The sequence below is a fragment of the Halarchaeum salinum genome, from assembly GCF_039520965.1.
In the GTDB taxonomy this organism is placed as follows: Archaea; Halobacteriota; Halobacteria; order Halobacteriales; family Halobacteriaceae; genus Halarchaeum; species Halarchaeum salinum.
The window spans coordinates 13,559-38,476 of sequence record NZ_BAAABL010000067.1 but is presented as its reverse complement, the minus strand read 5'-3'; the positions used below and the strand labels follow the sequence as shown (position 1 = coordinate 38,476).

The 24,918-nt window shown below is 68.8% G+C and carries 24 protein-coding genes; 14 read left to right on the top strand and 10 right to left on the bottom strand.

What is annotated here, in order from left to right:
• The first annotated feature begins 249 nt into the window (after positions 1-249).
• From ABDZ36_RS11305 to ABDZ36_RS11295, 3 genes are read left to right on the top strand one after another with little or no spacing between them, the layout of a single operon-like run.
• Positions 250-432 (top strand): hypothetical protein, encoded by a 183-nt coding sequence (locus ABDZ36_RS11305; RefSeq protein WP_211312060.1) that lies wholly within the window; start codon positions 250-252, stop codon positions 430-432.
• Positions 433-463: 31 nt separating this feature from the next.
• Positions 464-1,699 (top strand): bifunctional sugar-1-phosphate nucleotidylyltransferase/acetyltransferase, encoded by a 1,236-nt coding sequence (glmU, locus tag ABDZ36_RS11300; RefSeq protein ID WP_211312059.1) that lies wholly within the window; start codon positions 464-466, stop codon positions 1,697-1,699.
• On the top strand, positions 1,692-2,915 hold the full coding sequence (locus ABDZ36_RS11295; RefSeq protein ID WP_211312058.1) for a glucosamine inositolphosphorylceramide transferase family protein: 1,224 nt from the start codon (positions 1,692-1,694) through the stop codon (positions 2,913-2,915). The genes glmU and ABDZ36_RS11295 overlap by 8 nt, the downstream gene beginning before the upstream one ends.
• Here the strand turns inward: ABDZ36_RS11295 and ABDZ36_RS11290 are convergent.
• On the bottom strand, positions 2,912-4,156 hold the full coding sequence (locus tag ABDZ36_RS11290) for a hypothetical protein (protein WP_211312057.1): 1,245 nt from the start codon (positions 4,154-4,156) through the stop codon (positions 2,912-2,914). The two genes, ABDZ36_RS11295 and ABDZ36_RS11290, sit on opposite strands and share 4 nt — an antisense overlap.
• Before the next feature lie 6 nt (positions 4,157-4,162).
• Positions 4,163-4,957, bottom strand: coding sequence for a polysaccharide deacetylase family protein (locus ABDZ36_RS11285; protein ID WP_211312056.1), 795 nt, complete (start codon positions 4,955-4,957; stop codon positions 4,163-4,165).
• 81 nt (positions 4,958-5,038) lie between these two features.
• Here ABDZ36_RS11285 and ABDZ36_RS11280 point away from each other — a divergent pair, with 81 nt between their 5' ends.
• The 3 genes from ABDZ36_RS11280 to ABDZ36_RS11270 all read left to right on the top strand — a co-directional run bounded on the left by ABDZ36_RS11280 (position 5,039) and on the right by ABDZ36_RS11270 (position 8,095).
• Complete coding sequence (locus ABDZ36_RS11280; protein WP_211312055.1) at positions 5,039-6,247, top strand: glycosyltransferase family 4 protein; 1,209 nt, start codon at positions 5,039-5,041, stop codon at positions 6,245-6,247.
• Positions 6,244-7,254 carry a glycosyltransferase family 2 protein gene (locus tag ABDZ36_RS11275; protein ID WP_211312054.1) on the top strand — a complete coding sequence of 337 codons (1,011 nt, stop codon included), beginning with the start codon at positions 6,244-6,246 and terminating at the stop codon, positions 7,252-7,254. Before ABDZ36_RS11280 ends, ABDZ36_RS11275 begins: the two co-directional genes overlap by 4 nt.
• Positions 7,255-7,336: 82 nt before the next feature.
• Positions 7,337-8,095: a glycosyltransferase family 2 protein gene (locus tag ABDZ36_RS11270; RefSeq protein ID WP_343749317.1), complete on the top strand. Its 759-nt coding sequence runs from the start codon at positions 7,337-7,339 to the stop codon at positions 8,093-8,095.
• On the opposite strand, the gene ABDZ36_RS11265 is transcribed toward ABDZ36_RS11270, so the two are convergent.
• The gene (locus ABDZ36_RS11265) at positions 8,092-10,089 is read right to left on the bottom strand and encodes a hypothetical protein (RefSeq protein ID WP_211312053.1); all 1,998 of its coding nucleotides are present in this window, start codon (positions 10,087-10,089) and stop codon (positions 8,092-8,094) included. The genes ABDZ36_RS11270 and ABDZ36_RS11265 overlap by 4 nt on opposite strands.
• 120 nt (positions 10,090-10,209) lie before the next feature.
• Between ABDZ36_RS11265 and glmM the strand changes: the two genes are divergently transcribed.
• Positions 10,210-11,541, top strand: coding sequence for a phosphoglucosamine mutase (gene glmM, locus ABDZ36_RS11260; protein ID WP_211312052.1), 1,332 nt, complete (start codon positions 10,210-10,212; stop codon positions 11,539-11,541).
• On the opposite strand, the gene ABDZ36_RS11255 is transcribed toward glmM, so the two are convergent.
• From ABDZ36_RS11255 to ABDZ36_RS11245, 3 genes are read right to left on the bottom strand one after another with little or no spacing between them, the layout of a single operon-like run.
• Positions 11,538-12,257 carry a DUF7847 domain-containing protein gene (locus ABDZ36_RS11255; RefSeq protein ID WP_211312051.1) on the bottom strand — a complete coding sequence of 240 codons (720 nt, stop codon included), beginning with the start codon at positions 12,255-12,257 and terminating at the stop codon, positions 11,538-11,540. The two genes, glmM and ABDZ36_RS11255, sit on opposite strands and share 4 nt — an antisense overlap.
• Positions 12,258-12,294: 37 nt before the next feature.
• The gene (locus ABDZ36_RS11250) at positions 12,295-13,209 is read right to left on the bottom strand and encodes an NAD-dependent epimerase/dehydratase family protein (protein ID WP_211312050.1); all 915 of its coding nucleotides are present in this window, start codon (positions 13,207-13,209) and stop codon (positions 12,295-12,297) included.
• Positions 13,210-13,239: 30 nt separating this feature from the next.
• On the bottom strand, positions 13,240-13,788 hold the full coding sequence (locus ABDZ36_RS11245) for a metal-dependent hydrolase (protein WP_211312049.1): 549 nt from the start codon (positions 13,786-13,788) through the stop codon (positions 13,240-13,242).
• 76 nt (positions 13,789-13,864) lie between these two features.
• Here ABDZ36_RS11245 and ABDZ36_RS11240 point away from each other — a divergent pair, with 76 nt between their 5' ends.
• A complete protein-coding gene (locus ABDZ36_RS11240; RefSeq protein ID WP_211312048.1) occupies positions 13,865-14,197 on the top strand; it encodes a DUF8044 family membrane protein in 333 nt (110 codons plus the stop codon).
• Here ABDZ36_RS11240 and ABDZ36_RS11235 read toward each other — a convergent pair.
• Entirely contained in the window at positions 14,188-14,823 is a 636-nt protein-coding gene (locus tag ABDZ36_RS11235) for a DUF7982 domain-containing protein (RefSeq protein WP_211312047.1), read from the bottom strand. The two genes, ABDZ36_RS11240 and ABDZ36_RS11235, sit on opposite strands and share 10 nt — an antisense overlap.
• A gap of 135 nt (positions 14,824-14,958) precedes the next feature.
• Here ABDZ36_RS11235 and ABDZ36_RS11230 point away from each other — a divergent pair, with 135 nt between their 5' ends.
• The 3 genes from ABDZ36_RS11230 to ABDZ36_RS11220 are packed head-to-tail and all read left to right on the top strand — an operon-like array spanning position 14,959 to position 19,297.
• Positions 14,959-16,023 carry a DUF1616 domain-containing protein gene (locus ABDZ36_RS11230; RefSeq protein ID WP_211312046.1) on the top strand — a complete coding sequence of 355 codons (1,065 nt, stop codon included), beginning with the start codon at positions 14,959-14,961 and terminating at the stop codon, positions 16,021-16,023.
• Positions 16,020-17,786, top strand: a complete 1,767-nt coding sequence (locus ABDZ36_RS11225; protein WP_211312045.1) for a glycosyltransferase family 2 protein — start codon at positions 16,020-16,022, stop codon at positions 17,784-17,786. Before ABDZ36_RS11230 ends, ABDZ36_RS11225 begins: the two co-directional genes overlap by 4 nt.
• Positions 17,783-19,297, top strand: a complete 1,515-nt coding sequence (locus ABDZ36_RS11220; RefSeq protein ID WP_211312044.1) for an oligosaccharide flippase family protein — start codon at positions 17,783-17,785, stop codon at positions 19,295-19,297. Before ABDZ36_RS11225 ends, ABDZ36_RS11220 begins: the two co-directional genes overlap by 4 nt.
• Before the next feature lie 134 nt (positions 19,298-19,431).
• Here the strand turns inward: ABDZ36_RS11220 and ABDZ36_RS11215 are convergent, their stop codons facing one another.
• From ABDZ36_RS11215 to ggt, 3 genes are all read right to left on the bottom strand, one after another.
• Positions 19,432-20,124 carry a DDE-type integrase/transposase/recombinase gene (locus ABDZ36_RS11215; protein WP_211312043.1) on the bottom strand — a complete coding sequence of 231 codons (693 nt, stop codon included), beginning with the start codon at positions 20,122-20,124 and terminating at the stop codon, positions 19,432-19,434.
• Between the two features lie 88 nt (positions 20,125-20,212).
• Positions 20,213-20,830 (bottom strand): IS6 family transposase, encoded by a 618-nt coding sequence (locus tag ABDZ36_RS11210; protein ID WP_211312042.1) that lies wholly within the window; start codon positions 20,828-20,830, stop codon positions 20,213-20,215.
• A gap of 282 nt (positions 20,831-21,112) precedes the next feature.
• A complete protein-coding gene (gene ggt / locus ABDZ36_RS11205) occupies positions 21,113-22,711 on the bottom strand; it encodes a gamma-glutamyltransferase (RefSeq protein ID WP_211312041.1) in 1,599 nt (532 codons plus the stop codon).
• A 153-nt stretch (positions 22,712-22,864) separates the two neighbouring features.
• On the opposite strand from ggt, the gene ABDZ36_RS11200 reads away from it, so the two are divergent.
• The 3 genes from ABDZ36_RS11200 to rdfA all read left to right on the top strand — a co-directional run bounded on the left by ABDZ36_RS11200 (position 22,865) and on the right by rdfA (position 24,888).
• Positions 22,865-23,749 carry a ParA family protein gene (locus ABDZ36_RS11200; protein WP_211312040.1) on the top strand — a complete coding sequence of 295 codons (885 nt, stop codon included), beginning with the start codon at positions 22,865-22,867 and terminating at the stop codon, positions 23,747-23,749.
• Positions 23,746-24,162 carry a DUF7970 domain-containing protein gene (locus ABDZ36_RS11195; protein WP_211312039.1) on the top strand — a complete coding sequence of 139 codons (417 nt, stop codon included), beginning with the start codon at positions 23,746-23,748 and terminating at the stop codon, positions 24,160-24,162. The genes ABDZ36_RS11200 and ABDZ36_RS11195 overlap by 4 nt, the downstream gene beginning before the upstream one ends.
• 108 nt (positions 24,163-24,270) lie before the next feature.
• Positions 24,271-24,888, top strand: a complete 618-nt coding sequence (gene rdfA / locus ABDZ36_RS11190; RefSeq protein ID WP_211312038.1) for a rod-determining factor RdfA — start codon at positions 24,271-24,273, stop codon at positions 24,886-24,888.
• Positions 24,889-24,918 lie beyond the last annotated feature (30 nt).

The window sequence follows — 24,918 nt, the reverse complement described above, 5'->3', positions numbered from 1 at the left end:
ATCGGTCACACAGTACCGGTCGTCTCAGGGTGTATAGCCGATATGTGGCGATATACTCGCTCCGTCGGCGCGAGGGGACGTTTGTGTCGCGCCCCTCGCAGACACGTCTATATCGACGGCCGTCGAATAGATGGTGATGAACGGAGACAGCGAACCGACTGACGAACTCACCAGGCGCGATTGGCTGAAGCTCGCCGGCGTCGCGTCCGTTACCCCGCTCGTTGGCCCCGCGACGGGGGCGCGAGCGCCATGGACGTCGGATCGGTCGCGTACGGCTACGGTGGCGGTGCAGTCCGCGTCGCACCGGCGTTCCTTGGCGGGCTCGGGCACGCGGCGGCGGCCGTCTCGCTCCCCACCCCGGTCGCGCACTGGACGCTCGACGAGGATGGCGGACGGGCCATTCGCGACGCCGCCGGTACCGCGGTCGGATAAGCTAATGTGGCCCTCGCCCGACGGATGAGATATGCAGACAGTCGTCCTCGCCGCGGGTCGCGGCACTCGGATGCGGCCGTTGACCGACCGCCGACTGAAGCCGATGCTCCCCGTCGCGGGTCGACCGCTCGTCGCACACACCGTCGAGGCCGCCGCCGAGGCGGGCGCGTCGCGCGTCGTCCTCGTCGTCCAACCCGACGACGACTCCGTGAGCGACTACTTCGGCGACGAGCACGCGGGCGTCGAACTGGCGTACGCGACACAGACCGAGCAGCGCGGTACCGCGGACGCCGTGCGCGCGGCCGCCCCGAAGCTTGCTGATGCGCCGTTCGTCGTGCTGAACGGCGACGCGCTCTACGACCACGATTCGCTCGCGGCACTCTACGAGCGCGCGCCCGCCGTCGGCGCGTTTCGAGTGGCCGATCCGACGCAGTACGGTGTCCTCCTCACCGACGAGGCGGGCGAGCGCGTCACGGGCGTCGTCGAGAAGCCCGCCGATCCGCCGAGCGATCTCGTGAACACGGGCGCGTACGCCCTGCCGGCCGAGGCGAAGCGGTGGCTCGACGTCGGCGAATCCGAGCGTGGCGAGCTCGAGTTCACGGACGTCCTCGCGCAGGCCTGCGAGGCGTTTCCCGTGAGCCCGGTCGCCTTCGAGCGGTGGCTCGACGTCGGGCGGCCGTGGGAGCTGCTTGAAGCGAACGAGTGGAAGCTCGACGAACTCGATGGCCGCGTGGACGGCGACGTCCACGCCGACGCCGACCTCGCAGGTGACGTGGTCGTGGAGGCCGGCGCGACAGTCCGCTCGGGCGTCGTGATCGAGGGGCCCGCCTACATCGACGCGGGCGCGACCGTCGGGCCGAACGCCTACGTTTGCGGTGCGACGTACGTCGGCCCCGAGGCGAAGGTCGGGCACGCCGTCGAGGTGAAGAACAGCGTCCTGATGGCGGACGCGCACGCCGGCCACCTCGCGTACGTCGGCGACAGCGTGCTCGGGCGCGCGACGAACCTCGGGGCGGGCACGAAGGTCGCGAACCTCCGCCACGACGGGAACGCGGTCAAAATGCTCGTCAAGGGTGACGTCGTCTCGACCGGCCGGCGGAAGCTCGGCGTCGTGCTCGGCGACGGCGCGAAGACGGGGATCAACACGAGCCTGAACGCGGGCGTGAAACTCCCGACCGAGGGCGCGACCCGGCCCGGCGAGACGGTGCTGTTCGATCCCGAGAGCGAGAAGGGTCGCCGCGAACGCGGCGCGCGCGGCGATGAGTGAGGGCGACGGCGGGGGCGGACGGGTGGGTGGGAGCGGCCGAGATAGGGGGGTCGGACGAGATGGTGGGAGCGGGGGAGAGAGCCGGGACGGCCCAGACGGCGCGCCCGCGCCCCATCCTCGGGGTCGTCACTCCCCCGGCGACGCGCTGCGCGCCCTGCGCACCGCGCTCGGGGCGTCGCCGGTCGTCGGAAACGTCGCGTGGCGACTCGGCGAGGTGCTCCACCACATGCACACGGAGACCCAATCCGGCACCGTCGACCCCGACCGGATCACGGGCCGCTACGACGGTCCGGACGCCCCGACGTACCCGCGCGGGGGGCCGGAGAGGGACCCGCTCGATCCGGAGCCCGCGCCGGGCGTCACGAACCCGGTGCTGACGGTCGCGGACGTGACGGACGTCGAGGGCGCACACTGCGTCGCCGATCCGTTCCTGCTCCCCCAGGGGGACACCTGGCACCTGTTCTTCGAGGTGTACGCCCACTACCGCCGCCCGACGGCCGTCATCGCGCACGCGACGAGCCCCGACGGGGCCGACTGGACGTACGACGGCGTCGTCCTCGAAACCCAACACCACCTCTCCTACCCGTACGTCTTCCGGTGGGACGGCACGCACTACATGGTCCCCGACGCGTGGTCGAAGGACCCCGCGGCCCCCGCGCCCGTGATGCTCTACCGGGCGCGCGACTTCCCGCGCGAGTGGGAACCCGTCGCCGAGATCATCAGCCCGCCCGCGGGCGCGGACCGCCACGACTGCACGCTCGTCCGGTGGGAGGGACGCTGGTGGGCGCTCTGTGGCGACGGCCGCAATCTCTACGCGTACCACGCGCCGTCGCTCGACACGGCGGAGTGGACGCCACACGCCGCGAACCCCGTGGTCGAGGGCCGTCCCGCGGGCGCGCGACCAGGCGGCCGGCCGATCGTCCACGACGACCGGATCCTCGCCTTCTACCAGGACGGGACCGATCATTACGGCGGGCAGGTGCGCGCCTACGAGATCACCGAACTGACGCCTGAGACGTATCGCGATCGCGAGGCGACGCGCTCGCCGGTCGTGACGGCGAACGGGGAGCGATTCGGGTGGATCTCGGGGTTCACCCACCAGTTCGATCCGTGGGACGACGGCGAGGGGTGGTGGTGTGCGGTGGACGGCAACCCGGGGCTCGGCTGGCAGGTGACGGGGGATCACCACTGGGCGATCGGGATGTACCGGGCTTAGGCGAGTCCGGTACCGGCGTCGCCGAGGACGCGCAGTCGCCCCCCGTTTGCGACGCCCGACGCGACGCTCACGTCGGCCCGAGAGCCGTAGTACCACGAGCGCGAGTCGCTCGCGCCGGGCCCGGTGACGCGGACGACGTTCTCGGTGACGGTCCCCCGGGTCGTGCCGGGTGCGACGAGGTGTTTGTTCGCGAAGCCGCTCGCGAGCTCGTAGACAGATGGGACTCGTCCGGCGTCGACGACGACGTCCCCGACGTGTGTGACGCCCGGTCCGGCGAGGCGGACGAGCGCTGCCGGGACGCTCGGCTGTGACTCGGGCTCCCAGTGGAGGCGGCCCGCGTGGAGCCGGCCGTCCGTCTGCTCGACGAGCGTCCCCGCGGTGCCACCGACGGACACGTCCTCGATCGTAAGTTCGCCGCCGGCCTGCCGCAGGATGGTCGTCGGCGCGCCGCTCGCGTTCGCGTTCGGGTACGCGATGACGGTCCCAAAGTGGTTCGCGGGCCCGTAGCCGGAGCGCCAGTCGAGCAGCGCGCCGGCCGCGCCCGCGTCGCAGTCGTCCGCGCGGAGGAAGTCGTAGCGACACTGGAAGGGCCCGACGCCCGCCTCGACGCGGAGAACGCTGTTCCCCCACTGGCGACAGTAGAGCCGGCCGACGTGGACGTCCGCGGGGTCGTCCGCGGGATCGTCGGTCGCATCGACGTAGTGGATCGCGACGCCGGTGGTCTTGCGGACGCCCGGCCCGCGCAACTCGAAGCCGTCGAGCGCGACGCGCTGGACGGACTCGGCGCGATCGAAGCGCACGCCGTCCGTTTCGGCCGTCCGGATGTGGAGGACGGAGACGCCCATACCGAATCCGTAGACCCCCGTGTTCGGATAGGGGCGGATCGGTCCGACCTCCGTGACCGTCGTCGGCGGGAGGTAGACGCTCCCGCCGCCGATCGCGCCCACGGCATCGAGGGCGTCCTGTACAGGCGTGCTCGACGCCGCGGGGTCGAACGCCGCACTGCCGATGCCCGCGGCCATCGCGACGACGTGTCCGTCGCGCAGCGCCGCGAACGCGCCGTCGTCGATCGGCGCGCCCTCAGCCATGGATTCGTCCCCACCGTCGGCGTCGGTTCCGGTGCCGTCCACGCCGAATAGCGACGCACACCCGGCAGTCGAGCCCACGAGCGCAGCGGCGAGCGAGGCGCGGAGGACGGAGCGCCGTCGGGGGCCGCCGGCGTCGGTTCGTTCGGGACACACTACCGCCTACGTCTCCGCCCGCGCCGATAACCCTTCGCCCCGGACGGCGCGCCGGAGTCGCTCGGCTGTCTCGGTGAGTTCCCAGCGGACGACCGAGAGGGGCCGCCCGCCGTCGATCCGCGGGATCAGCGCGGGATCGGTTTGCCGCCCGACGAGGCCTTCACCGGCCGTCGCGTAGTCGTGTGACGCGCGGACGGCGTCGACGGCCGCGGGCGAGTGATCGCCGTACGGGTAGCAAAAGCGCGTCACGTCGCACCCGAAGCGCGCTTCGAGTGCGTCCCGCGCCCCGCTGACCTCCTCGTGGATTGCGTCCGGGTCGAGGCGATCGAGGTGGGCGTGCGTGCGCGTGTGATTCCCGACAGTGACGAGGTCGTCGGCGAGGAGCCCGTCGATCTCCTCGGCATCGAGATACGGGACGCCGTGTCCGCTCCGGCCGCCGATCCGATCGGCGATGACGAACACCGTCGCGGGCGCGTCGAACTCGCGGAGAATCGGGAGCGCGTCCGCACGGAAGTTCCGATAGCCGTCGTCGAAGGTGAGCGCGACGCGCGGCGACGTCCCCGCCTCGAGCACCGTGGGGAGGTCGACGAAATCGTAGCGCGTATCGAGCCACGCGAGTTGGTCGCGGAACGCCGCCGTGCTGAACCGCCGGCCGTCGGTGTTCCCCTCGCGCCCACCCACCGAGTGATACATCAACACGGCGTTGCGCGTCGCGGGCGTACAGACCTTCGCCCGCGCGTCCGCCTTCGCACACCCCCGCCACGCGACCCGTTTCGCCGCCGCGAGTACGTCCCCGAACATAGGTCCCGAACGCTCCCACCCGATTAATCGTTTTCTCCCGGTCGCCGGAAACGTTAACCCTCGTCTGAGCGACTTACGGATATGTTTGGGGACGACTCGTCGGCCGACTACCGCGCGCTCGCCGTCGCCGCCGAACACCCGAGCCACGTCCATCAGGTCCGGACGCCGTTCAACCACCGCTCGCTCGACGCGCTCTGCGAGGCCGGTGTCGACCTCGATGTCGTCTCACCCTCGCCGATCGCACCGCCCGTCGGGCCGTACTCGGAGTACAAACACGTCCCGCGGACCGAACGCTGGGGGCGCTATCGCGTCCACTACCCGCGCTACCTTTACGCGCTCCCGAAGTCGCGCTTCTACCACGTCTCGGGGAACTCGATGCGCCGTCGGCTCGCGACATTCGTCCCGGAGACCTTCGAGACGCCCCACGACGTCGTCCACACCTGCGGCGTCTATCTCGACGGCTACGGCGCGCTCGACTACTGTCGCGAACACGACGTCCCGCTCGTCGCGATGACGCACGCCGGCGACCTGCGCAACTACGACGCGTTCAGCGACGCGGTACAGGCGAGGATCCGCGAGACGATCGACTACGCGAGCACGGTGCTCACCGTGAGTGACGAACTCGCTGGCGTCGCGCGGCGCTTCGCGCCCGCCTCGAAAGTGGAGACCGTCCCCATCGGCGAGGACCCCGCGAAGTTCCCGACCGACCGGCGCGACGCGATCCGTACCGAACTCGGCCTCGACCCCGACACGCGAGTCCTCCTGTTCGTCGGGCGCTTCGAGGACGCGAAGGGCGTCCGTGAGCTCGTCACGGCGCTGAACCAACTGGAGCGGGACGATGTCTATCTCGCCGCGATCGGCCACGACGGCGACCTGCGCTGGTGGTTCGTGGACGAACTCGGTGAGATGCACCACGGGACGCACGCCTTCTGGCGGCTGGACCCCGTCGCGGTGCGCCGCTGGCACGTCGCTGCGGACCTCCTCGTCCACCCGAGCCACACCGAGGCCCGGCCGACGGTGATGTACGAGGCGATGGCGGCGAAGACACCGATCCTCGGCACGACGGTCGGCGGCGTCCCCGAGATGGTCGCGGACGGCGAGACGGGCATCCTCGTCCCGCCGCGCGACGCGGACGCGCTCCACGACGCCCTCGACGCTCTGCTCGACTCGCCCGACGGCCTGCGCGCGATGGGCGCGCGCGGCCACGAGCGCCTCCTCGCCAACGACTGGACGTGGGAACGACACGCCGAGCGCCTCCGCGAGGTCCACCGCGAGGCGATCGATGGATGAACGACGGGACGGACGCGGCGACGGACGAGGCCGGCACCGACGCGGCACCGACGCGCGACGCGGCGACCACGCCGACGGATGCACAGACAGCCAGCGGCGAGACGCCGCGCGTCAGCGTCGTGATCCCTGCCTACCGGCGCGCGGACGTCCTGCCGCGCGCGATCGACAGCGCGCTCGCGCAGACGATGGGCGACCTCGAAGTGATCGTCGTGGACGACGGCTCCCCGGACGACACCGAGGCGGTCGTCCGCGCATACGACGATCCGCGGGTCCGCTCCGTCGCCCACGAGACGAACCGGGGCGTGAGTGCTGCGCGCAACACTGGGATTGACGCCGCCCGCGGCGACTACGTCGCGTTTCTCGACTCCGACGACGAGTGGCTTCCGCGGAAACTCGAACGCCAACTCGCCACGCTCGACGAGCGCGGCGAGGGCTGGATCGGCGTCTACTGCGACTACGCGACCGTCGGGGGCGGCCTCGGCGCGCGCCTCGCCGCGCTCGTCTCCGCACGCGTCTTCCGCGCCGACGCACCCCGTGAGGGCGGGCGCGAACTTGCCGCATCACTCCTCTCGATGCGCGTCTTCATGGGGCCCGGCTCGACACTGCTCGTCGCGCGCGATGTGCTTCGCGGGATCGCCTTCGACGAGGGGCTCGCCATCTACGAGGACTGGGACCTCGTGTTGCGCCTCCTCGCGCGGGGGAACCTCGCGTTCGTCGACGAACCGCTCGCGGTCGTCCACGACACCGGCGACGCACCCGCGGACGCCTACGCCCGCAACGACCGGCGGTATCTGGAGCGAAACGCCGACCTCGTCGCCGACCTCGAAGCGCGCGGCATCGACGTCCGACGCATCCACCGCATGGGGCTCGTCGGACACTACCTCGGCGAGGGACGCTTTCGCGACGCCCTCGCATATCTCGATCCGAGCGTCCTCGCCCGCCCCGGCGACCTCCTGCGCCTCGCGTGGTGGACGTGCGGCGCGCTGTGGGCGACGCGCCGGCCGTAATCCATCGACGCGCCCTGCATCACCGACGCGTCGGGTGCGAGCGACTAAGTAGCGTCCCGCCGTCCTCTCCGTCGACTAAGCCGTGTCCGACTACCCACCGGTTTCCGTTGTGATCCCGTACAGCGAACGCTACACCCCGGAGTGGATGCTCGCGGAGGCGACGGACTCCGTCGACGCGCAGGTTGTCGAAACGGAGACGCTCGTCATCGAGGGGGCGGACGGCCCGGCCGCGGCGCGCAACCGAGGCCTCGAACGCGCCACGCATCGCCACGTCGCGTTCCTCGACGCCGACGACACGTGGCACGACGACAAGCTCGAGCGCCAACTCGACGCGATGGCCGCGGCGGACGTCGGTCTCTGTGTCGAGGGCGAGCCCCGCACGATGGACGACTTCGTCTACGACGTCTTCGTCGGTGATCTCACCTCTCTCATGTCCTCTGTCCTCGTCGACACCGAGCGCGTCGCGGCGCGCTTCGACGCCGACCTCGAACGCGGCGAGGACCTCCTCTATATTTTGGAGGCCGCGACGGCGGCCGGCGTCTGCCTGCGTCCCGATCTGTTCACGCGTCGTCACCACCCCGAAAGCGTCACCGCGAGCGGGATGGACGTCGAGGCCTCTCTCGCCCACTCGAAGCGCTTCGCCTACCGCGTGAGCGAGCGCGTCCCCGAGGCCCACCCCTACGTGTCGATCTACTACACCCAACTGTACACGGATATCGGACGCTCGCACGCCGCTGCGGGCGACGACGCGCGCGCTCGTGACTACTACCTCCGCGCGCTCCGGATCAACCCCCACCCGTACACGCTCGCGGCGCTCGCTCGGACGTACCTCCCCGGTTAGCCCGGTCGACCGGCCGTCGGAACGGTGCCGTTGCCGAACAGCGCGCTCCCTTCGCGCGTTTCGAGGACGCGGACGCCGTCGCTACTGAAGACGACGTCGTGGGTCGCGACGGCGTGCTGATAGCGCTCCTCCGAAACCGTGTACCACTGGAGCTGCGCGGAGATCGCCACGTCTCTCTCGGCGGTCGGAACGAAGTGGCGCGTCCACGCGTCGCGGACGACGATGTGTTCGGCGGAAGTGGTGACGCCGTGCGGGGTGACGCGCAGTGCGCCCGCACGCGCCTGGGGGCCGGGGACGGACGCGAGCGCGCGCCGTGTCGCGATGTCCGAGGCCGCGGGCTCGTCCACTCGCAGGAGGTAGTCCGCGACGTCGCCGATCGCCGCGTACTCGCTGTCGCTCATCGCCACCTGTGCGGTGCGCTGCTCGACGTAGACGGGCGGACCGTCGAGGTCGTCCGCACTCGATCTGGTGAACGCGCCCGCGGTGCCGAACGCCGCGACGAGGACGACCGTGGCGACGAGGACGACACGATAGCGCGCGCTGCCGCGTAACAGACGCGCGAGCCCGAGACCGAAGGGGAGGACGGCGAGCAGGACGACGACGAACTGGAGGCGTTCACCCTGCGGGAGCGTCACCGGGAGCGGGAGGAGGACGACGGCGAGGACGAACGCGGCGGCGAGGACGCTCGCCCCGTTGGCGTACGACTCGACGCGGTCGAGGAACTCGTAGCCGCCGAGGAGAAGGAGCCCGGTGGCGAGCGTCGCGTAGACGCCGACCGGCGTGGCCAGCCACGCGAGCGCGCGCCCGATCGAGTCGTCGGGAAGCGTCACGCCGTAGCTGAAGACGACCGACGACGCCGCGTTCACGGTGTCGCCGAGCACCTGCGCGGCGATGGAGACGATGGCGTAGAGCATCAGGCTCGGCGAGTAGACGAGGTAGGCGAAGAGACAGCAGAGACCGAGGACGATCGGGAACGTCCACCGGAGGCGCGCCCATCCCCACGATTCCGTCGCGAGGGCGTCCCATCCGAGGCGGCCCGCGAGGACGCCGCGGAGGAGGGCGACGCCCGCGACGGCGAAGAGGACGCCGACGAGCAGGACGTACGTGAGGTGGTGTGCGAGGACGAGCACCGCGACGAGGACGACTGCGTAGACAGCGTGTTCGCGCCGCCGCGCGGTGTGGCGGGCGGCGCGGCGCGCGAGGACGGCGTAGAAGCCGACGGCGAGGAGCGCGAGCGCGAACGACTGCGGGAAGAAGTAGAGCGCGTCGTACGCCGGGAGATCGAGGATCGTGAACGCCGCGGCGACGCAGAGCGCGGTGCGACGATCGTCGAGCAGGCGGACGCCGACGAGGTACGTCACGGGGACGAGCGCCGCGTACGTGAGGACGCCGGTGAGGACGATCGCTTCGTACGGTGCGAAGCCAGTGACGAACGTGATCGCGCCGGTGAACACGTGGAAGACGGGGAAGAGGTCGTAGCCGTAGGGGAGCAACGCGCTTTGCCCCGTCGCGAGCAGACGATTGAGCGCGTCGACGTGCGCGAAGACGTCCGTCCCGCCGAAGTAGAACCCGGTCGTGAGGTATTTCGCGACGACGGGAACGGCGAAGACGGCCGTGAGCGCGAGCAGCGTTGATCCGGCTTCGGGATCGCCGGCGAGTTGGTCGGCGACGAGCGCGTACGCGACGAGAAGGAACGCCGTGACGGGGAGGAGGCGCGCGCCGAGTTCGATCGTGGCGGCGATCGCTCCCAACCCACAGAGGACGACGAGTTTCGACGCGACGGAGGCGGAAAGGAGCGCGTCCCGATTGCCGGGGTCGCCCCGCGTCGCGGCGTAGGCGGCGAGCGCGATTCCAGCACCGACGAGCGCATACGTCGATCTGATGGCCGTCGGCGGCTTCAGCACGCCCGTCGCGGCGAGCGCGAGTAGGAGACCGCCAACCCCGCAGCACGCGAGGACGGCGAGCGCCAGCACGGCGCGACGGCGCGTCAGCATACCACGACCCACCGCGGGCGGGCGCAAAACCCTGCCGGTGGTCGCCGATCGGTGCGACGCCGCACTCGCCCTCGTCGGCGCGTCGGGAAGCCTTAGGGTCCGGGGTTCCGTCACCCCGGCATGGAGCGACGGAGCTACTTCGGGACGAGCGGGATCCGTGGGCGCGTCGGCGACGACGTCACGGCCGACCTCGCGCTACACGTCGGGCGCGCGCTCGCGGCCAAGGCGGAGACGGTCGTCGTCGGGCGCGACCCGCGGCCGAGCGGGACGATGCTGGTAGACGCGCTCGCCGCCGGCCTCGCCGAGTGCGGTTGCGATGTCGTCGACATCGGGCCGGCCGCGACGCCCACGGTCGCGCGGGCCGTCGCGTGGCGCGACGCGGACGCCGGCGTCGCCGTCACGGCCTCGCACAACCCACCCGCGTACAACGGGCTGAAATGCTGGCAACCTTCGGGACAAGCCTTCGACGGCGCGATGCAGGACGAGATCGTCGAGCGCCTCGTCGCCGAGTCGGACGACCTCGCCGCGTGGGACGAGACGGGTGCGCGCCGCGAGTGGGTGAGCGCGCGCGAGCGCCACGCCGAGGCCATTACGTCGTCCGTCGACGTCGACCCCGAGGACGCCCCGAACGTCGTCGTCGACCTCGGCAACGGCGCGGGCGGCGTGAGCGTTGACGCGCTCACCGCGCTCGGCTGCGACGTCGAGACGCTGAACGCCCAGCCGGACGGGCGCTTCCCCGGCCGGCCGAGCGAGCCCACGGCGGCGAACTGCGAGTCGCTCTGCGACCTCGTCGCGGCGACGGACGCCGACCTCGGGCTCGCGCACGACGGCGACGCCGACCGAATGATGGCCGTCACGGGTGACGGGACGTTCGTCTCCGGCGACGCCCTGCTCGCCGTCTTCGCTACGGCGCTCGCCGACGCGGGCGACCGAGTCGCCGTCCCCGTCGACACCAGCATGCTCGTCGCCGACGCGCTCGCCGACGTGGGTGCGGATGTCGTCTACACCGAGGTCGGCGACGTGTACGTGGCCGAGCGCGCCGTCGCCGACGACGTGGCCTTCGGCGGCGAACCGAGCGGCGCGTGGATCTTCCCCGACGACACCCTCTGCCCGGACGGGCCGCTCGCCGCCGCGAATCTCGTCGAACTCGTCGCGAACGGCCCCGGGCTCGCCGAGCGCATCGACGCCTTCCCGTCGTACCCGATCCGGCGGACGAGCCGCGACGTCGCGGATAAGACGGCGGTCATGGAGCATCTCCACGACACCGTACGCGACGCGTACGACGACGTCGACACGCTCGACGGCGTTCGCGTCGATCTCGGCGACGCGTGGTTCCTCCTCCGGCCGAGCGGAACGGAGCCGATCATTCGCGTCACCGCTGAAGCCCGCGACGCCGAGCGCGCGGACGAGGTCTTCGCGGAGGCACGAGGGCTCCTCGACGAGGCGGCCTAGCGCTCATCGGCGACGCGCGCGTTCGGTGCCACGTCATCCGTGTCGCCAGCCGTGCCGTCAGCGCCGGCCGCGTCGTCGGTGCGGAACAGCCCGAACATGACAGCGTCGGACGCGGCGACAACCGGCCCCGTGAGGAGCGTCGAGGCCGCACTCGCGACCCGCAGTGCCGGCTGGAGAGCGGTCGGGTCGGTCAGGGAGGTGGCGGGCACCATCGAGAGGACGACGGCACCGCCGACCGCGAGGCCGACGAGCGAGACGACGAGCCAGACGCCGAAGACGGTCCATGTGTGCCCTTCAGTCAGATCGAAGCTCCGGCTCAGCGCCGCTATCGGGCCGCTGTCTTCGAGCATCACTGTCGCGGCGACGAGCCGGAGACGGAGCGTGAGGTAGATCCCCGGGAGAACGAGGAAGAGGTAGCCGATCACGACTCCGATCCCGGCGACGATGCCCGCGACGAGGACCAAGAGGAGGCGAACGCCGAGCGAGTTCGACGCGTCGCTGCCGTCGAGACCGAGCGTGCGGGCCGCGAGTACGATCGCGAGGCCGAGGACGATGATGGAGCCGAAATTGCCGAGCGTGCTCGACAACGCGGTAACGAGTGCGAGCACGACGTAGATGGCGACGATACCGGGCGAGTCGCGGAGGACGCCGAGCGCTGCACGGAGGATGTCGAGCGCGCCCGCGTCGTCGTCGGGGAGGGAGGCGGTCGAGGACATGACGGCCCTACCGGGCGGCGCGACAAAGCCGCTGTGGCTATCCGAGCAGGTCGTCGAGGCCGTCGGCGAGCGATGTCTCCGCCTCGAACCCCAGTTCTTCGGCCGCCTTCGAGACGGCCGCCACGCTCGCGCGGATGTCGCCCGTGCGGGCGTCGCCGTACACGATGTCGGCGTCTGGCGCAACCCGATCGCGGATCAGTGCGGCGAGTTCACGGATCTCGACGGCGCGCCCCGTTCCGGCGTTGTACGCCGTCCCGGTGCGTTCGGTCGTCGCGGCGGCGAGGTTCGCGCGGACGATGTCCGAGACGTGAACGAAGTCCCGCGTCTGCGTGCCGTCGCCCTGCACCGTGATCGGGCCGCCCGCCCGCGCCTGCTCGACGAATTTCGTGATGACGCCGCTGTACGGGCCGCCGCGCTGCCCGGGCCCGTAGACGTTGAAGTAGCGCAGCGCGACCGTCTCGACGCCGTAGAGGTCCGCATATAGCCGACAGTAGTGGTCAGCGGCGAGCTTCTCCAGCCCGTAGGGCGAGCTCGGCTCCTTCGGGGTGGACTCGTCGATCGGCACCGTCTCGGGCGCGCCGTAGATCGCCGCGCTGGAGGCGAAGACGACGCGCGCGTCCGCCTCGCGGGCGGTCTCAAGCACGCCGAGCGTCGCGTCGACGTTCACCGCGTGCGTCGTCTCCGGCTCGTCGACGGAGCGCTCCACGCTGACGATCGCGGCCTCGTGGAAGACAACGTCGACGCCGCGCATCGCCTCCTCGACGACCGAATCGTCGCGGACGTCGCCGTCGATGACCGTCGCGTCGTCGGGGACGCGTTCACGCGCGCCAGTAGAGAAATCGTCGAGGACGCGGACCGTCGCGCCGCGCTCGCAGAGCGTCCGCGCGAGGTGGCCACCGATGAACCCCGCGCCGCCGGTCACGAGCGCCGTCGCCTCGGACAGTGGTATCATACAGCACGTTCGCCGCCGGCGGGCAAATCCTTATCGACGCCGTCGATCCGGACGCGCCCCCTCGACGTGCCCCGCACGCCATACGTGGTAGCAGAAGACGGCCCCGAGGAGCGCGCCGACGGCGAGCTGGACCGCGAACGCCCGGGAGAACTGCGCGCCGAGCGCGGCGGCGATGAGTTCGCCGAGGTTCCGCGGCTCCACGTACGGCGGCGGCGTCAGCGGCCACAGGAGGAAGCCGAGTTCGCCGTAGTCGCCGGCGAGGAACGGCCCGACGGCGTCGAGCGCGAGGTGCGAGAGGACGCCGAACCCGAACGCGAAGCCGGCTTCCCGGCGCGCGCGACGCCGACAGACGACGGCGACGACCAGGAGGAGGGGGAGGACGAAGACGAGCGAGTGGGCGAGCGAGCGCCCGGAGGGGAGGACGCCGACTACCCACGCGAGCGGCTTATCAATTAGGTCGGGGAGCTGCGTGCCGACCACGAGTGCGCCGAGCGTGAGCCGATCCGCGCGCCACCACGCCCGCGGACGGACGACGAGGTAGGCGACGTACGCGAGTCCGAGATGTGCCCACGGCCACATATACGGTCCACTACGACAGCCGCCGACATAACGCGTGTCATTGTCGACATGACGCGTGGTATCGTCGACAGAACGCGTGCCATCGGGTATTAAGCCGTCCGCGGCCGTCGTCTCGATCATGCCGACGCTGCGACAGCGCCGCCTCGTTCGTCAACACGCCGCGCTGACGCTCGCCGCGCTGCTCGCGCTCGCGCTCGGCGACGCCCTCACGCTCCCCGTGGCGGTCGTCGCGTCGCTACTCGCGCTCCTCCTCGCTGCCGAATTCACCGCGCCCGTGTACGCCCGGCCACCGTGGCGCGCGCGTCTCCGCTGGGTCCTCCTGCTCGGCGCGCTCCTCGTCGTCATCCTCGGCGTGACGCACGTCGCGGCGGTCGTCCGAACGCTCGATCCGGCACTCGCCTACTCGTAGCGGTACGTCAGCCGGACGCCATCGCCCCCCTCGTTCGCGGCGTCGACGATCATCGGCCTGTCGTGGGCTCGAGCAAGCCCAACCGCGAGTAGCGACGCGATCGGCGCGTCCACCGCGGTCGGGTCGCCCACCGCGTCCGTCACGACGACGGCCGCAACTCCATCTGTCTCGACCGGCCGGACGTCCATCGCGAGCTCGAAGCGGCCGGTCGCGACGTCGGCGAGGCGCGCCGTGACGGTGTCGGGAGCCGTCGCCCCATCGAGCGGATCGCGATCGAGCGACGCGAGCAGGTGCGCGCCGACGGGATCGAGTGGTACATCTTCGATGTGGAGGCGGACGCCGTCGGTCGTCGGGACGTACCGTCGCGTCGCGTCCTCGTCGATGTGCGCCTCGATGTCGGCGCTCCGCGCTGCCTGTATCGCGGCCGGAACCGAGCGCGGGGTCGCGTCGCCGGCCGTGAGCACGATGTCGAGGACGCCCGCGACGATCGCGACGCCGCCGATCGCGAGCACGTCCGTTCGCCACCCGCCCGTCGGCGGCCGGAACGCCGGCAGGTCGAGCGCGACGGTGAGACAGCAGACGCCGATTAGCGCCGCGAGCGCGCCGCGCCGATACCGGCCGCTCACCGCCCATCTCCCCCGCGCCCGCGTTCGTTCGTGTTCCGTCGCCGGGTCACGCCTCGACGCAACGGCGGCCGACGATTTAGCTGTTTGTAGGTGCGACCGGCGGATTTTTGCTCGCCGGCGTCGACATCTCCGGATATGCCAGCGCGACGCGTGCGAGCAGCCGACTCTGATCTCCTCGCGGTCCTCGTCGCGACGCTCGTTCTCGTCGCGCTCGCCTTCGTCCCTGCGCTCGCGCCGCTCCGTCCCCTCGCGCTCCCAGCCCTTCTCGTTGCGCCCGGCTACGCGTTCGTCGCGGCGTGCTACCCGAGTCGCGCTCCCGCCGATGAATCCACGCCCGAGGGGCCGGACGATCCGCGCCTGTCGACGCTCGGCCGACTCGCCCTCTCGCTCGCCGGCAGCGTCGCCGTCGTCGCTGCGGTCGGCCTCCCGCTGGCGCTTCTCGGTCGCTTCGCCGCCCGCCCGGTCGTCGCGGGCATCGGCGCGCTCGTCGCCGCCCTCCTCGTCGTCGCCTGGGCCCGCCGCCGTCGCCAGGTGAACGCGTTCGGCGTCGATCCTGCCGCCGCGCGCTCGCGTGTCGCATCTTGGAGCCACGGAACCAGCACCGACGCCGTACTCACCGTTGCGTGCGTCGTCGCGCTCGTCGTGACCGGTGGTGTCGTCTACGCCGACACGACCGCCACGAACGCCGATCCGGCGAGCGCAGCGCTCCTCGGGCCCGTGAACGACAGCGCGAGTACCGATACGGGGACGCTCACTGTTGGGACGACGACCACGTATCGCGTCGCGGTTTCGAGCCCCGGGACGCGATCCGTGAACGCCACCGTCGTTCCGGTCGTCGAGACGTACGGGCCGAACGCGACCAACGGCACGACGCTCCCGGCACCGACCGAACGGCGTGTCCTGACGGGGCAGACACGGATCGTCGATGCGAACGCGACCGCGGCGATTGACGTACCCGTCCGGCCGACCGAGCGCGCGCCGAACGCACGCCTCGTCTTCCTCGTCTATCGCGACGACGTCCCGGCGGAGCCGACGATTGGGACCGCCGCAAGCGAACTCCACCGGTGGGTCGCCATCGACGCCGCCGATGCGGGGACCGATGTCGAAAACGCGACCGGCGACGCGCCGGACACAGGGAATGCGACCGGCGACGCACCCGCCACCGCGGCTGCGTCGCTCGCGGGGGTGCCCGCGGTATGACAGCCCCGACCACGGCCGACGTAACGCTCGAAAAAACGGTCGTCATCGAGGGATTCACCCACCCGGTCGTCCGCCTCGCCGTCCGATCGACGGCTGAAGACGCGCTCGTCACCCGGCTCGTCGATCGACTCCCCGCCGATCGGCCACTCGCCGTCACGTCCAGCGAGACTGGCCTCGTCGGGGGTCGACTCGAAGCCACCGTCGCGCTCGCGCCGGGCGGGACGGCCGCGTTCTACTACGGTCTCGGTGGCGACGCCGACAGGGACGCCCTCGATGGGGACACGTTGCCCGCCCCCGAGGTCGCACACGTTGGCGCGTTCGCCGGCACCGACCTCGACCCCGCACTCCGCTGGCGCGGGCCCGACGACGATTGGCTCGCGCTCGCACTCGTCGATCCCGCGGACGCCGATATCGTGAGTGATCCGAGCGCAATCGAGGGCCTCGTCGTCGACGGGTTCCACGCCGAGCGTGACACGACCGCGGCCCCCGCCCTCGGCGTCGTCGCTACCGGCGACCATGCCGATGCCGTCTATCGGACGATCCTCCGGGCGCACGCGCACGGCCTCGACGTCTATCTCACGGCCGACGACACTGATTCGGAGACCGTCCGCCTCGCCGCACGCCTCGGTGCGATCGTCGTTGCTCCACCAGACCCAACCGACGAGATCCCCGAACATGCCCGAGAGCGTGCGCTCGCCGCCGCAGCCCGCGCCGCCGGTCACCCTGGCATTATCCATCAACCGCCGTCGTGCCCCCGGATCGACTACGCCCGAACGCTCGACGCGTTCGCCGCGAACGGCTGGGAGGTGCGCGCCGTCCCGGAGGCGAGCGCCCGAGCCGCCGGCGGTCCGGACGTCCTCGTCGCCATCCCCGCCTATCGCGCCGAAGCGACGATTGGCACCGTAGTTCGCGAGGCGCGCCGCTACGCAGATCAGGTGCTCGTCGTGGTCGACGGCAGTGGCGACGACACCGCCGAACGCGCCCGCGAGGCCGGCGCGGCCGTAGTCGAGCACGCACGGAACCGAGGGTACGGTGGCGCGCTCAAGACCATCTTCCGCGAGGCCGCCCGCCGCGGTGCGGTGCACACGGTGACGCTCGACGCGGACGGCCAACACGATCCCGCTGACGTTCCATCGCTTGTCGCCGCCCAGCGCGACGGGCACGCTGACGTCGTCATCGGCAACCGGTTCATGGCCGGCGCGACGACCGACATGCCGTTCGTCCGCACGATCGGCCTCGGCATGGTCAATCTCCTCACGAACCTCAGTATGGGCCGCTTCCTCCCGGATGATTGGGTGCGTGACACGCAGAGCGGCTACCGGGCATACACCGTAGAGGCGGTCCGCACGCTCGCCGACGCGCGCGATATCGGCGACGGGATGTGGGCGAGCACCGACATCCTCTACGCGCTCGATCGCGAGCGCTACACGTTCGCGGAGGTGCCGACGACGATCCGTTACGACCTGGAGGGGACGAGCACCGAGGGCGCGCTCGAACACGGTCTCGGTCTCTTTCGGAACCTCGGCGGGATCCTCGAACACACCCACCCGATGGTGCTCGTCGGCCTCCCGGGCGCGATGTGCGTCCTCCTCGGCAGCTTCCTCGGTGCCCTCGACGTCCAGCGCTTCATCACGACCGGGACGGTCTCCATCGGACTCACCGTCGCGGTGAGCGCCTTCACCGTCTTCGGCGTCCTCCTATTGTTCACCGCGGTCCTCATCCACACGATCAACACGCACCCGTCGCTGCGGGAACGCGAATGACCGGGCACGACGGCGACGACCGGCACACGGCCGACGCACCGGCGTCGCTCGCGTCCCGTTCGCCCGCGCTCGGCGTCGTCACGCCCGACACCCGGCAGGTCGACTTCGCCCGCGCGGGCGTCCTCCTCACGGCCGTCGAGGCCCTGAGCGCGCTCGTCGGCTTCGCGGGAACCGTCTACTTCGCGTGGGTGCTCGGCGCGAGCGCGCTCGGCGTGTTCTTCCTCTTCGACGCCGTGTTGAGCACCGTCGCCACCGTCGTCGACTTCGGCCTCCGCGACGCCGTCGAGAAACGCGTCAGCGAGGGCGAACACCCCGGCGCGACGCTCGGTGCGGCGCTCGTCCTCAAAATCGGCCTGCTCTGTCCGTTCGTCGTGCTCGCCTACCCGCTCGCCCCCGTTATCGACGGCTACGTCGGCGCGCCGCTCACCGCCGCGCTCGTCGTCGGTGTCCTCGCCTACGAGTTCGGGCTGCTCACACTCTACGTCCTGCGCGCGGAACTCCGCGTCGCCGAGACCGCGCTCCTCTCCTTCGGACGCCTCCTCGTCTACGTCGTCGTCGCGATCACCCTCGTCCAGTTCGACTACGGCGTTCGCGCGCTCGTCTACGCCTTCGTCGTCAGCTACCTCGTGCTCTGCGTGCTCGGTGCGGCGCGCGTCTCGACGCGCCCCGCCCGCCCCGGCCGCGCGCAGTTCCGCTCGCTCGTTCGCTACGCGAAGTACAACGGCATCAGCGCGCTCGGCGGCTACGTCTACAACACGATGGACCTCCTCGTCGTGGGCTACGTCCTCGCGCCGGCGTTCGTCGCGGCCTATGAACTGGCGTGGCGCGTCACGACGATGCTCCTCCTCGTGACGAACGCCGTCTCGAACACCGTCTTCGCGCAGTTGAGCGCGTGGCACACGCGCGGCGAACACGAGCGCGCGGGCGACACCGTCGCCGAGGCCCTCACCGCCTCGCTGTTCTTCGTGATCCCGGCAGCCGTCGGCATCCTCCTCTTCGGTCACGACATACTCGGCGTCGTCTTCGGCCCCGAGTACGTCGTCGCCGCGCTCGCGTTCGTCGTCCTTGGCGCGGAGAAACTCGTCACCGCCGTGAACGTCGTCCTCGACGCCGCCGTTCGCGCCTTCGACCACCCGCATGCGGGTGCCGTCGCCACCGTCGTCTCCGCGACGCTGAACGTCACGCTCAACCTCGTGCTCGTGCCGCGCTACGGCCTCGTCGGTGCCGCCGCCGCGACCGCGAGCGCCGTCGTCGTCCACACGCTGATCGTCGCGGGCGCGCTCCGCCGTCTCGCGCCGCTCCACGCGAACACCCACGATCTCGGCTGGTGTGCCCTCGCTGCGCTCATCATGGGTAGCGTCCTGCTCGGTGCCGAACGTGTGATCGGCCCGACTACGCCAGTCGGTCTCGCCATGCTCGTCGCGGCCGGTGGCGTCGTCTATCTCGGTGTCGTCCTCATCGATCCGACGCTCCGCGCGAAGGCCCTCCGCGTCGCCCGGAGCATCGGCTAAGTCACGCCGTGACCGAAACTATCGCTAAATGATGACGTACGCAAACCATCCTTTAATTCATGTGTTTGGATATATCATGATCTGATTGAGTTGGTTCGAGAAATAAAAAGATAATGGGAGTTTCGTGGTATTGTTCAGATTAGCTGATTTTGGCAGAAGGCTTGTGCGAGCAACCATGTTTCAGCGGTTGCTGGGTCGGCGTGGCGGAAGTGGTTTGCAAACTGGTTTGTTCGTCGTTTTATCTCTTTGTAGAGTCGTTCAACGGCATTCCGATTCCCGTGTGTGACGTGTTGGAATCGGAGGCCGTGGCGGCGGAGTGCTTCTTGAAGCCACGGCGCTCCATCGACGAGAAACACAGCGTTAACGAGACGCAGGACGTCTCGTTCGCACACCAGAAATCCCTGATTTCTGGGGACGTCTTCGACGTCGTGTTTCTCGCGAAGCTCGCCAAAGAAGAGTTCTGACAGACCGCGGTTTTGCGCTGTACCAAGCTTCACATGAAGGAATTTGTTCGTGTTGGGATCGACAGCAGCATACAGCCAATATTGCTGGTCGTTGATCTGGATCACGGTTTCATCAACTGCGACGTGATCCGGGTTTTTGCCCCCGGATGGCTGTAGATCGGCCTTCTGCACCCAGTTGTGTACGGTGGATCGTGCACGGTCGACACCAAATCTATCAAGTTCAGATACGGTATTCGAAAGTGATAGTCCTGCGAGGTGGAGGCGAATACCGAGCTTCATCGCCCAGTTCGGTGTCGCTTCTCGCTCCACAAACGCTAACTCGAAGCAGTCGCTACCTCCGCTGAGGCGGCTGATTTCGGGCATAGATCACTCAGAAATTCGGCTGCCTCATCCTTCAATTCTAATCTGAGCAGTGCCGTTTCGTCCATCGTGTTTAGTTAAGCGAGTTCCACTAGACGGCGAAGGACTGCAACCACGTTTCGGCGGTCTCTGGATTGACGTGGCTGAAACTATTGCTAAACGAGGAAGTACGCCGTTTTATTTCTCGAAAGACGCGTTCGACGGCATTCCGATTTCCGTGACGAACGGTCTGAAATCGGAGGCTGGCTCGCTGGAGTCCGGCCGCTAGATGCTGGGCGTGATCAACGAGAAACACGGTGTCTTCGACGTCGTGTTTCTCACGAAGCTCTCGCAGAAACTGCTGTGTGAGTGCTGTCGTAGTTGTCGTAAACAGCCTCAAATGCAGAAATTCGTTCGTTTCTGGATTGACGGCAGCGTACAGCCAGAACTGCTGACCGTTGATCCGGATCACTGTCTCGTCGAGCGCGACGTGATCCGGGCTCGCATCGCTGGTGGGCTGTAGATCGGCCTTCTGCACCCAGTCGTGAACAGCCTTCCGCGAGCGTTCGACACCAAACTTCTCAAGTTCTGAGACGGTATTCGAAAGTGAGAGTCCGGACAGATGAAGTCGAATACCGACCTCCATCAGCTTGCTCGGTGTCCGCTCTCGCTCCACAAAATCCAAGTCGATCCAATCGCTACAACCGCTGAGGTGGGCGATCTCTGCCATAGACCAGCACAAAATCGCCGCGCCTCACTTTTCAACCTTAACTAAACACTAGCTTAACTCGAATACAAAGCACCATCCGCGGGCTCGATATCCGTCTCTCCACACAATCTATCTCGGTCCAATCGCTACGACCGCTTCGGGGGTAATTGCTGCGAGGAATCAGCTAAACACGACGGTATCCTCACAACTTTATATCATATAGAGTATTATCAAAGATTAGATGAGATCCTGTCGCTACGTGGTGGCGACTCCCCCTCGATTTGCTTGCGCCCGTTCGTGTCACTAGTATCCGGTCGCGGAACCATCCTTCCGCGGATCTGTCGCACCGGAGAGGACACCGTCATGTAACCGAGTGATCTGTGCACCGCCGAACTCACTCGGCGGGAGCACTTCTACGTCGTGTCCACGACGGGAGAGCTTTCCGAGCGTGCCATCCGCCAATCGCTCCTCGACTGCGATCGTCCCGTCTTCACGGTATCGCCAGCGCGGCGCATCCAGTGCGGCCTGCAGTGGCATCCCGTAGTCGATGAGATTCATCAACACCTGCACATGTCCCTGTGGCTGCATATAGCCACCCATGACGCCGAACGCCGCCCAATCGTCCGCAGCGAAGCGGACGAGGCCCGGGATGAGCGTGTGGAACGGGCGCTTCCCCGGTTCGAGTGTGTTCGGGTGGTCCGGGTCCAGTGTGAACGAGCTCCCCCGGTTCTGAAGGACGAGGCCAGTGTTCGGGACAACGACACCGCTTCCGAACTGCCCGAAGATCGAGTTGATGAGCGTGACTACGTTCCCCTCCTCGTCTGCGACGGTGAGGAGGACGGTGTCGCCGTCCTCAGGCGGTGCTCCCGGACCACCGATCGAGACATCGGATGCCCGCTCGTCGATCGTCGCCGCGCGTTCGGCCGCGTACGCCTTTGAGCCGAGCGCCGGGATGTCCGCGCACGTCGGGTCAGTTATGTAGTAATGGCCATCGTGGAACGCCCGCTTCAGCGCTTCCGCAAGATAGTGGATGCGCTCGGGCGACTCGTACGGATACGCACCGATGTCCAACTCCGCCGCGATGTTGAGCGCCTCGAGCGCGATTAATCCCTGATTGTTCGGCGGGAGTTCGTACACCGTCGCCCCCCGATACTCCGTCGACACTGGTTCGACGTACTCTGGCTCGAAAGCGGCGAGATCCTCGGTGGAAAGGAGTCCACCGCGCTCTCGTACCGTCCGCGAGATCCGGTTAGCGAGCGCCCCTTCGTAGAAGGCATCGGCACCATTCCGGGCGAGCGTCTGCATTGTGTCCCCAAGCGCTGGGAGTCGCACGACTTCGCCGACCCGCGGTGCACGACCGTCGATTGTGAAGGGAGTACGATCGCTTTCCCGCTCGAAGACTGAGAGTGCCCGGCCCCACGCGGCGGCGATGACCTCGGAGACGGGAAACCCCTCCGTCGCGTACTCAATCGCGGGAGCGAGAACTTGTGACAGACTCATTCGACCGCGATCCGCGACGAGTCGCTCCCAGCCACGAGCGCTCCCGGGGACAGTGACGGCGAGAGGGCCTTGCGACGGCATTTCGTCCCCAGCGGTCCGCTCTCGAACTGCCTCCCGGGTCGCCTCGGCAGGCGCGCCACCACAGCTCCGAAACGCGCCGACGTCGCCGTCAGCAGTACGATAGAGCGCGAAGACATCTCCCCCTAGCCCCGTGCTCATCGGTTCGACGACGTTCAACGTTGCAGCGGTAGCAACCGCGGCGTCGAACGCGTTTCCGCCCTCGCGGAGCAGGCTAACGCCCGCTTGTGCCGCAAGCGGTTGGCTCGTCGCTACGAGACCGTTTGACGCGTAGACGGTCGACCGACGCGATGTGAATCTGTCGAGATCCGGCTCCTGATCCATATGCTTCCAACGCAAGAAGTGAGTATAAATATGGTCCTGCTATCCCGCTAGTCACCCACAAATTATCCCGTCATCGCTCTATGGGTAATACCGAGCAGTATGACCGAAGAGATTGGCGAAAAATACTTGCCCCGTGGCGGTGAGGAACGCAGTATGGCGACGATCGCATACACGATCTGGAGCGAGGCAGGCGGGGTGGGGAAGACCACCTTCACCGTCACGCTCGCGGCCGCGCACGCCCGACACGGCCAACGCGTGCTCGTCGTAGATCTCGACCCGCAGGACGGCGGGGCGACCCACCACTTCGGGGCGACCGAGGACCGCGCGAACCCGGAAGTGGACAACCTCGTTCGCCACATGATCCAGCGGCCGAAGGGCGACTTCGACGACCTCGTGACGACGGTCGCGGACGGCATCGATCTCGTCCCGAGCCACAACATGCTGGAGTCGCTCGAACGCAACCTCCTGCGCGCCCAGCGCATGGAGGAGGATATGGGCGAGGAGTTCGTCCCCGAGCGCCAACTCCGCCGCGTGCTCGAGGAGAACGACGTGCCGGCACGCTACGACGCGATCCTCATCGACCCGCCGGCGACGGGCGGCCAACACGTCTACAACGCGGTGTACGCGGCGTCGAACCTGCTGATCCCGCTGGAGCTCTCGGCGAAGGGCCAGGAGTCCGTGGCGGGGATGCGCGACACCGTCGAAGGCATCGAGTCGGCGCTCGACGACGTGGAGATCGGCGTGCTCGCCGTCGTGCCGAACCGCGTCTCGAACACGAAGAAGCAGGCCGAGTACGAAGCGGCCCTCGAAGAGCAGGACTTCCCGGTCGCGCCCGTCGAGATCCGGGAGCGCCGCGCGATGCTGGAGGGGGCGTGGGACGAGCAGGTGACGCCGTACGCGTTCGCGATGGGGCGCGAGCGGGTGCGTGAACGCGAACTCGACACGCTCGCACAGTTCGACGAACTCGCACGGTACGTCTCCGCGCAGTTCGACGTGAACACGGACGAAGACGATATCCCCGAGGACGAACGACTATGAAACCCGGAGCAAGCGATCCATTCGCCGACGACGAAACCGAGACGGACCAGGAACCCACCGACGACGCCGACGGGCCGGCTGAAGCGGCCGAGACGGCTACTACGGACGCCACCGGAGAGGGCGACACGGGTGACGCGGCTGCGGGCAACGACGGGGCGGGCGACGTCCCGTCCGAGTTCGAGTTCCCGTACATCTACCGCCGCGATAAGGTGAAGGACGAGCGCCCGGACGTCCATCAGCTGTTCGTGCGCGACGAAACCGACACATTGGCGCGCGACGCCGAGCGCGACCTGGAGAAGTTACTCGGCGAGGACGTCTACCGTCTCGACGCGCGCGAGGCGATCTATCTCGCGGGAATGCGTCACCTCGACGACGCCGCCGACGTCCTCCGTAGCTGGGGGTACGATCGGTAAACGCGACGAGTGGACGGCAGCGTCCAGTCCGTTCGGGCTTACACGAATAGGGGTGTAAACTCCGACACCAATAGCACTATAATGGGCCTCGACTTATGCGAGGTATAGATGAGTTCGGATGGAGCTGCGTGCGACTGTAAGGTCGGGCGCGTCGCGGAGTCGTACGGGCTCGACGACGTCGGTGACGAGCTCGCCTCACTGTGGCGTGGCGAGAGCGGCGAGTCGTACAGCCTACGAGACCTCAAGGAGTACTTCAACCGGCGCGTGTTGGAGGCGGCGCTCCGCGAGGCGAACGTCGAAGTGCTCGATGGCGAGTTGGAGAACACGTATCGACTGCTCACGGACGACGACGTGAGCGCGGGGATGCGGACGCAGGCGATCGGGCAACTCGAACGCGACGGCGTCGACGTCGAGTCGGTTAGGCGGGATTTCGTCTCCCACCAGTCGATCCACACGCACCTCCGCGAGTGCCTGAACGTCGAGAAGAACCCGGAGCCGGCGGATCGCGTGGCCTCGACGCGGAACACGGTCGGTTCGCTGGAGACGCGGACGGAGAAGATCGCGGCGAACAACCTCGAGCGGCTCGCCGGCGAGGAGATCGCGATCGACGGCTTTGACGTCATCGTAACGACGCACGTCACATGCGACGAGTGCGGGCGGCGTCACGAGTTCGGCGACCTCCTGGCAGCCGGCGGGTGCGACTGTCATGTCGAGACAGCCGACTGAGACTGCAACACCTATAAGTCGGCAGGTACC

Bases quoted from the DNA above. Each gene is read 5' to 3' on its own strand.
- ABDZ36_RS11305 (WP_211312060.1), top strand. From the start codon at position 250: ATGGACGTCGGATCGGTCGCGTACGGCTACGGTGGCGGTGCAGTCCGC.
- glmU (WP_211312059.1), top strand. From the start codon at position 464: ATGCAGACAGTCGTCCTCGCCGCGGGTCGCGGCACTCGGATGCGGCCG.
- ABDZ36_RS11295 (WP_211312058.1), top strand. From the start codon at position 1,692: ATGAGTGAGGGCGACGGCGGGGGCGGACGGGTGGGTGGGAGCGGCCGA.
- ABDZ36_RS11285 (WP_211312056.1), bottom strand. From the start codon at position 4,957: ATGTTCGGGGACGTACTCGCGGCGGCGAAACGGGTCGCGTGGCGGGGG.
- ABDZ36_RS11280 (WP_211312055.1), top strand. From the start codon at position 5,039: ATGTTTGGGGACGACTCGTCGGCCGACTACCGCGCGCTCGCCGTCGCC.
- ABDZ36_RS11275 (WP_211312054.1), top strand. From the start codon at position 6,244: ATGAACGACGGGACGGACGCGGCGACGGACGAGGCCGGCACCGACGCG.
- ABDZ36_RS11265 (WP_211312053.1), bottom strand. From the start codon at position 10,089: ATGCTGACGCGCCGTCGCGCCGTGCTGGCGCTCGCCGTCCTCGCGTGC.
- glmM (WP_211312052.1), top strand. From the start codon at position 10,210: ATGGAGCGACGGAGCTACTTCGGGACGAGCGGGATCCGTGGGCGCGTC.
- ABDZ36_RS11255 (WP_211312051.1), bottom strand. From the start codon at position 12,257: ATGTCCTCGACCGCCTCCCTCCCCGACGACGACGCGGGCGCGCTCGAC.
- ABDZ36_RS11250 (WP_211312050.1), bottom strand. From the start codon at position 13,209: ATGATACCACTGTCCGAGGCGACGGCGCTCGTGACCGGCGGCGCGGGG.
- ABDZ36_RS11245 (WP_211312049.1), bottom strand. From the start codon at position 13,788: ATGTGGCCGTGGGCACATCTCGGACTCGCGTACGTCGCCTACCTCGTC.
- ABDZ36_RS11230 (WP_211312046.1), top strand. From the start codon at position 14,959: ATGCCAGCGCGACGCGTGCGAGCAGCCGACTCTGATCTCCTCGCGGTC.
- ABDZ36_RS11225 (WP_211312045.1), top strand. From the start codon at position 16,020: ATGACAGCCCCGACCACGGCCGACGTAACGCTCGAAAAAACGGTCGTC.
- ABDZ36_RS11220 (WP_211312044.1), top strand. From the start codon at position 17,783: ATGACCGGGCACGACGGCGACGACCGGCACACGGCCGACGCACCGGCG.
- ABDZ36_RS11215 (WP_211312043.1), bottom strand. From the start codon at position 20,124: ATGCCCGAAATCAGCCGCCTCAGCGGAGGTAGCGACTGCTTCGAGTTA.
- ABDZ36_RS11210 (WP_211312042.1), bottom strand. From the start codon at position 20,830: ATGGCAGAGATCGCCCACCTCAGCGGTTGTAGCGATTGGATCGACTTG.
- ggt (WP_211312041.1), bottom strand. From the start codon at position 22,711: ATGGATCAGGAGCCGGATCTCGACAGATTCACATCGCGTCGGTCGACC.
- ABDZ36_RS11200 (WP_211312040.1), top strand. From the start codon at position 22,865: ATGGCGACGATCGCATACACGATCTGGAGCGAGGCAGGCGGGGTGGGG.
- ABDZ36_RS11195 (WP_211312039.1), top strand. From the start codon at position 23,746: ATGAAACCCGGAGCAAGCGATCCATTCGCCGACGACGAAACCGAGACG.
- rdfA (WP_211312038.1), top strand. From the start codon at position 24,271: ATGAGTTCGGATGGAGCTGCGTGCGACTGTAAGGTCGGGCGCGTCGCG.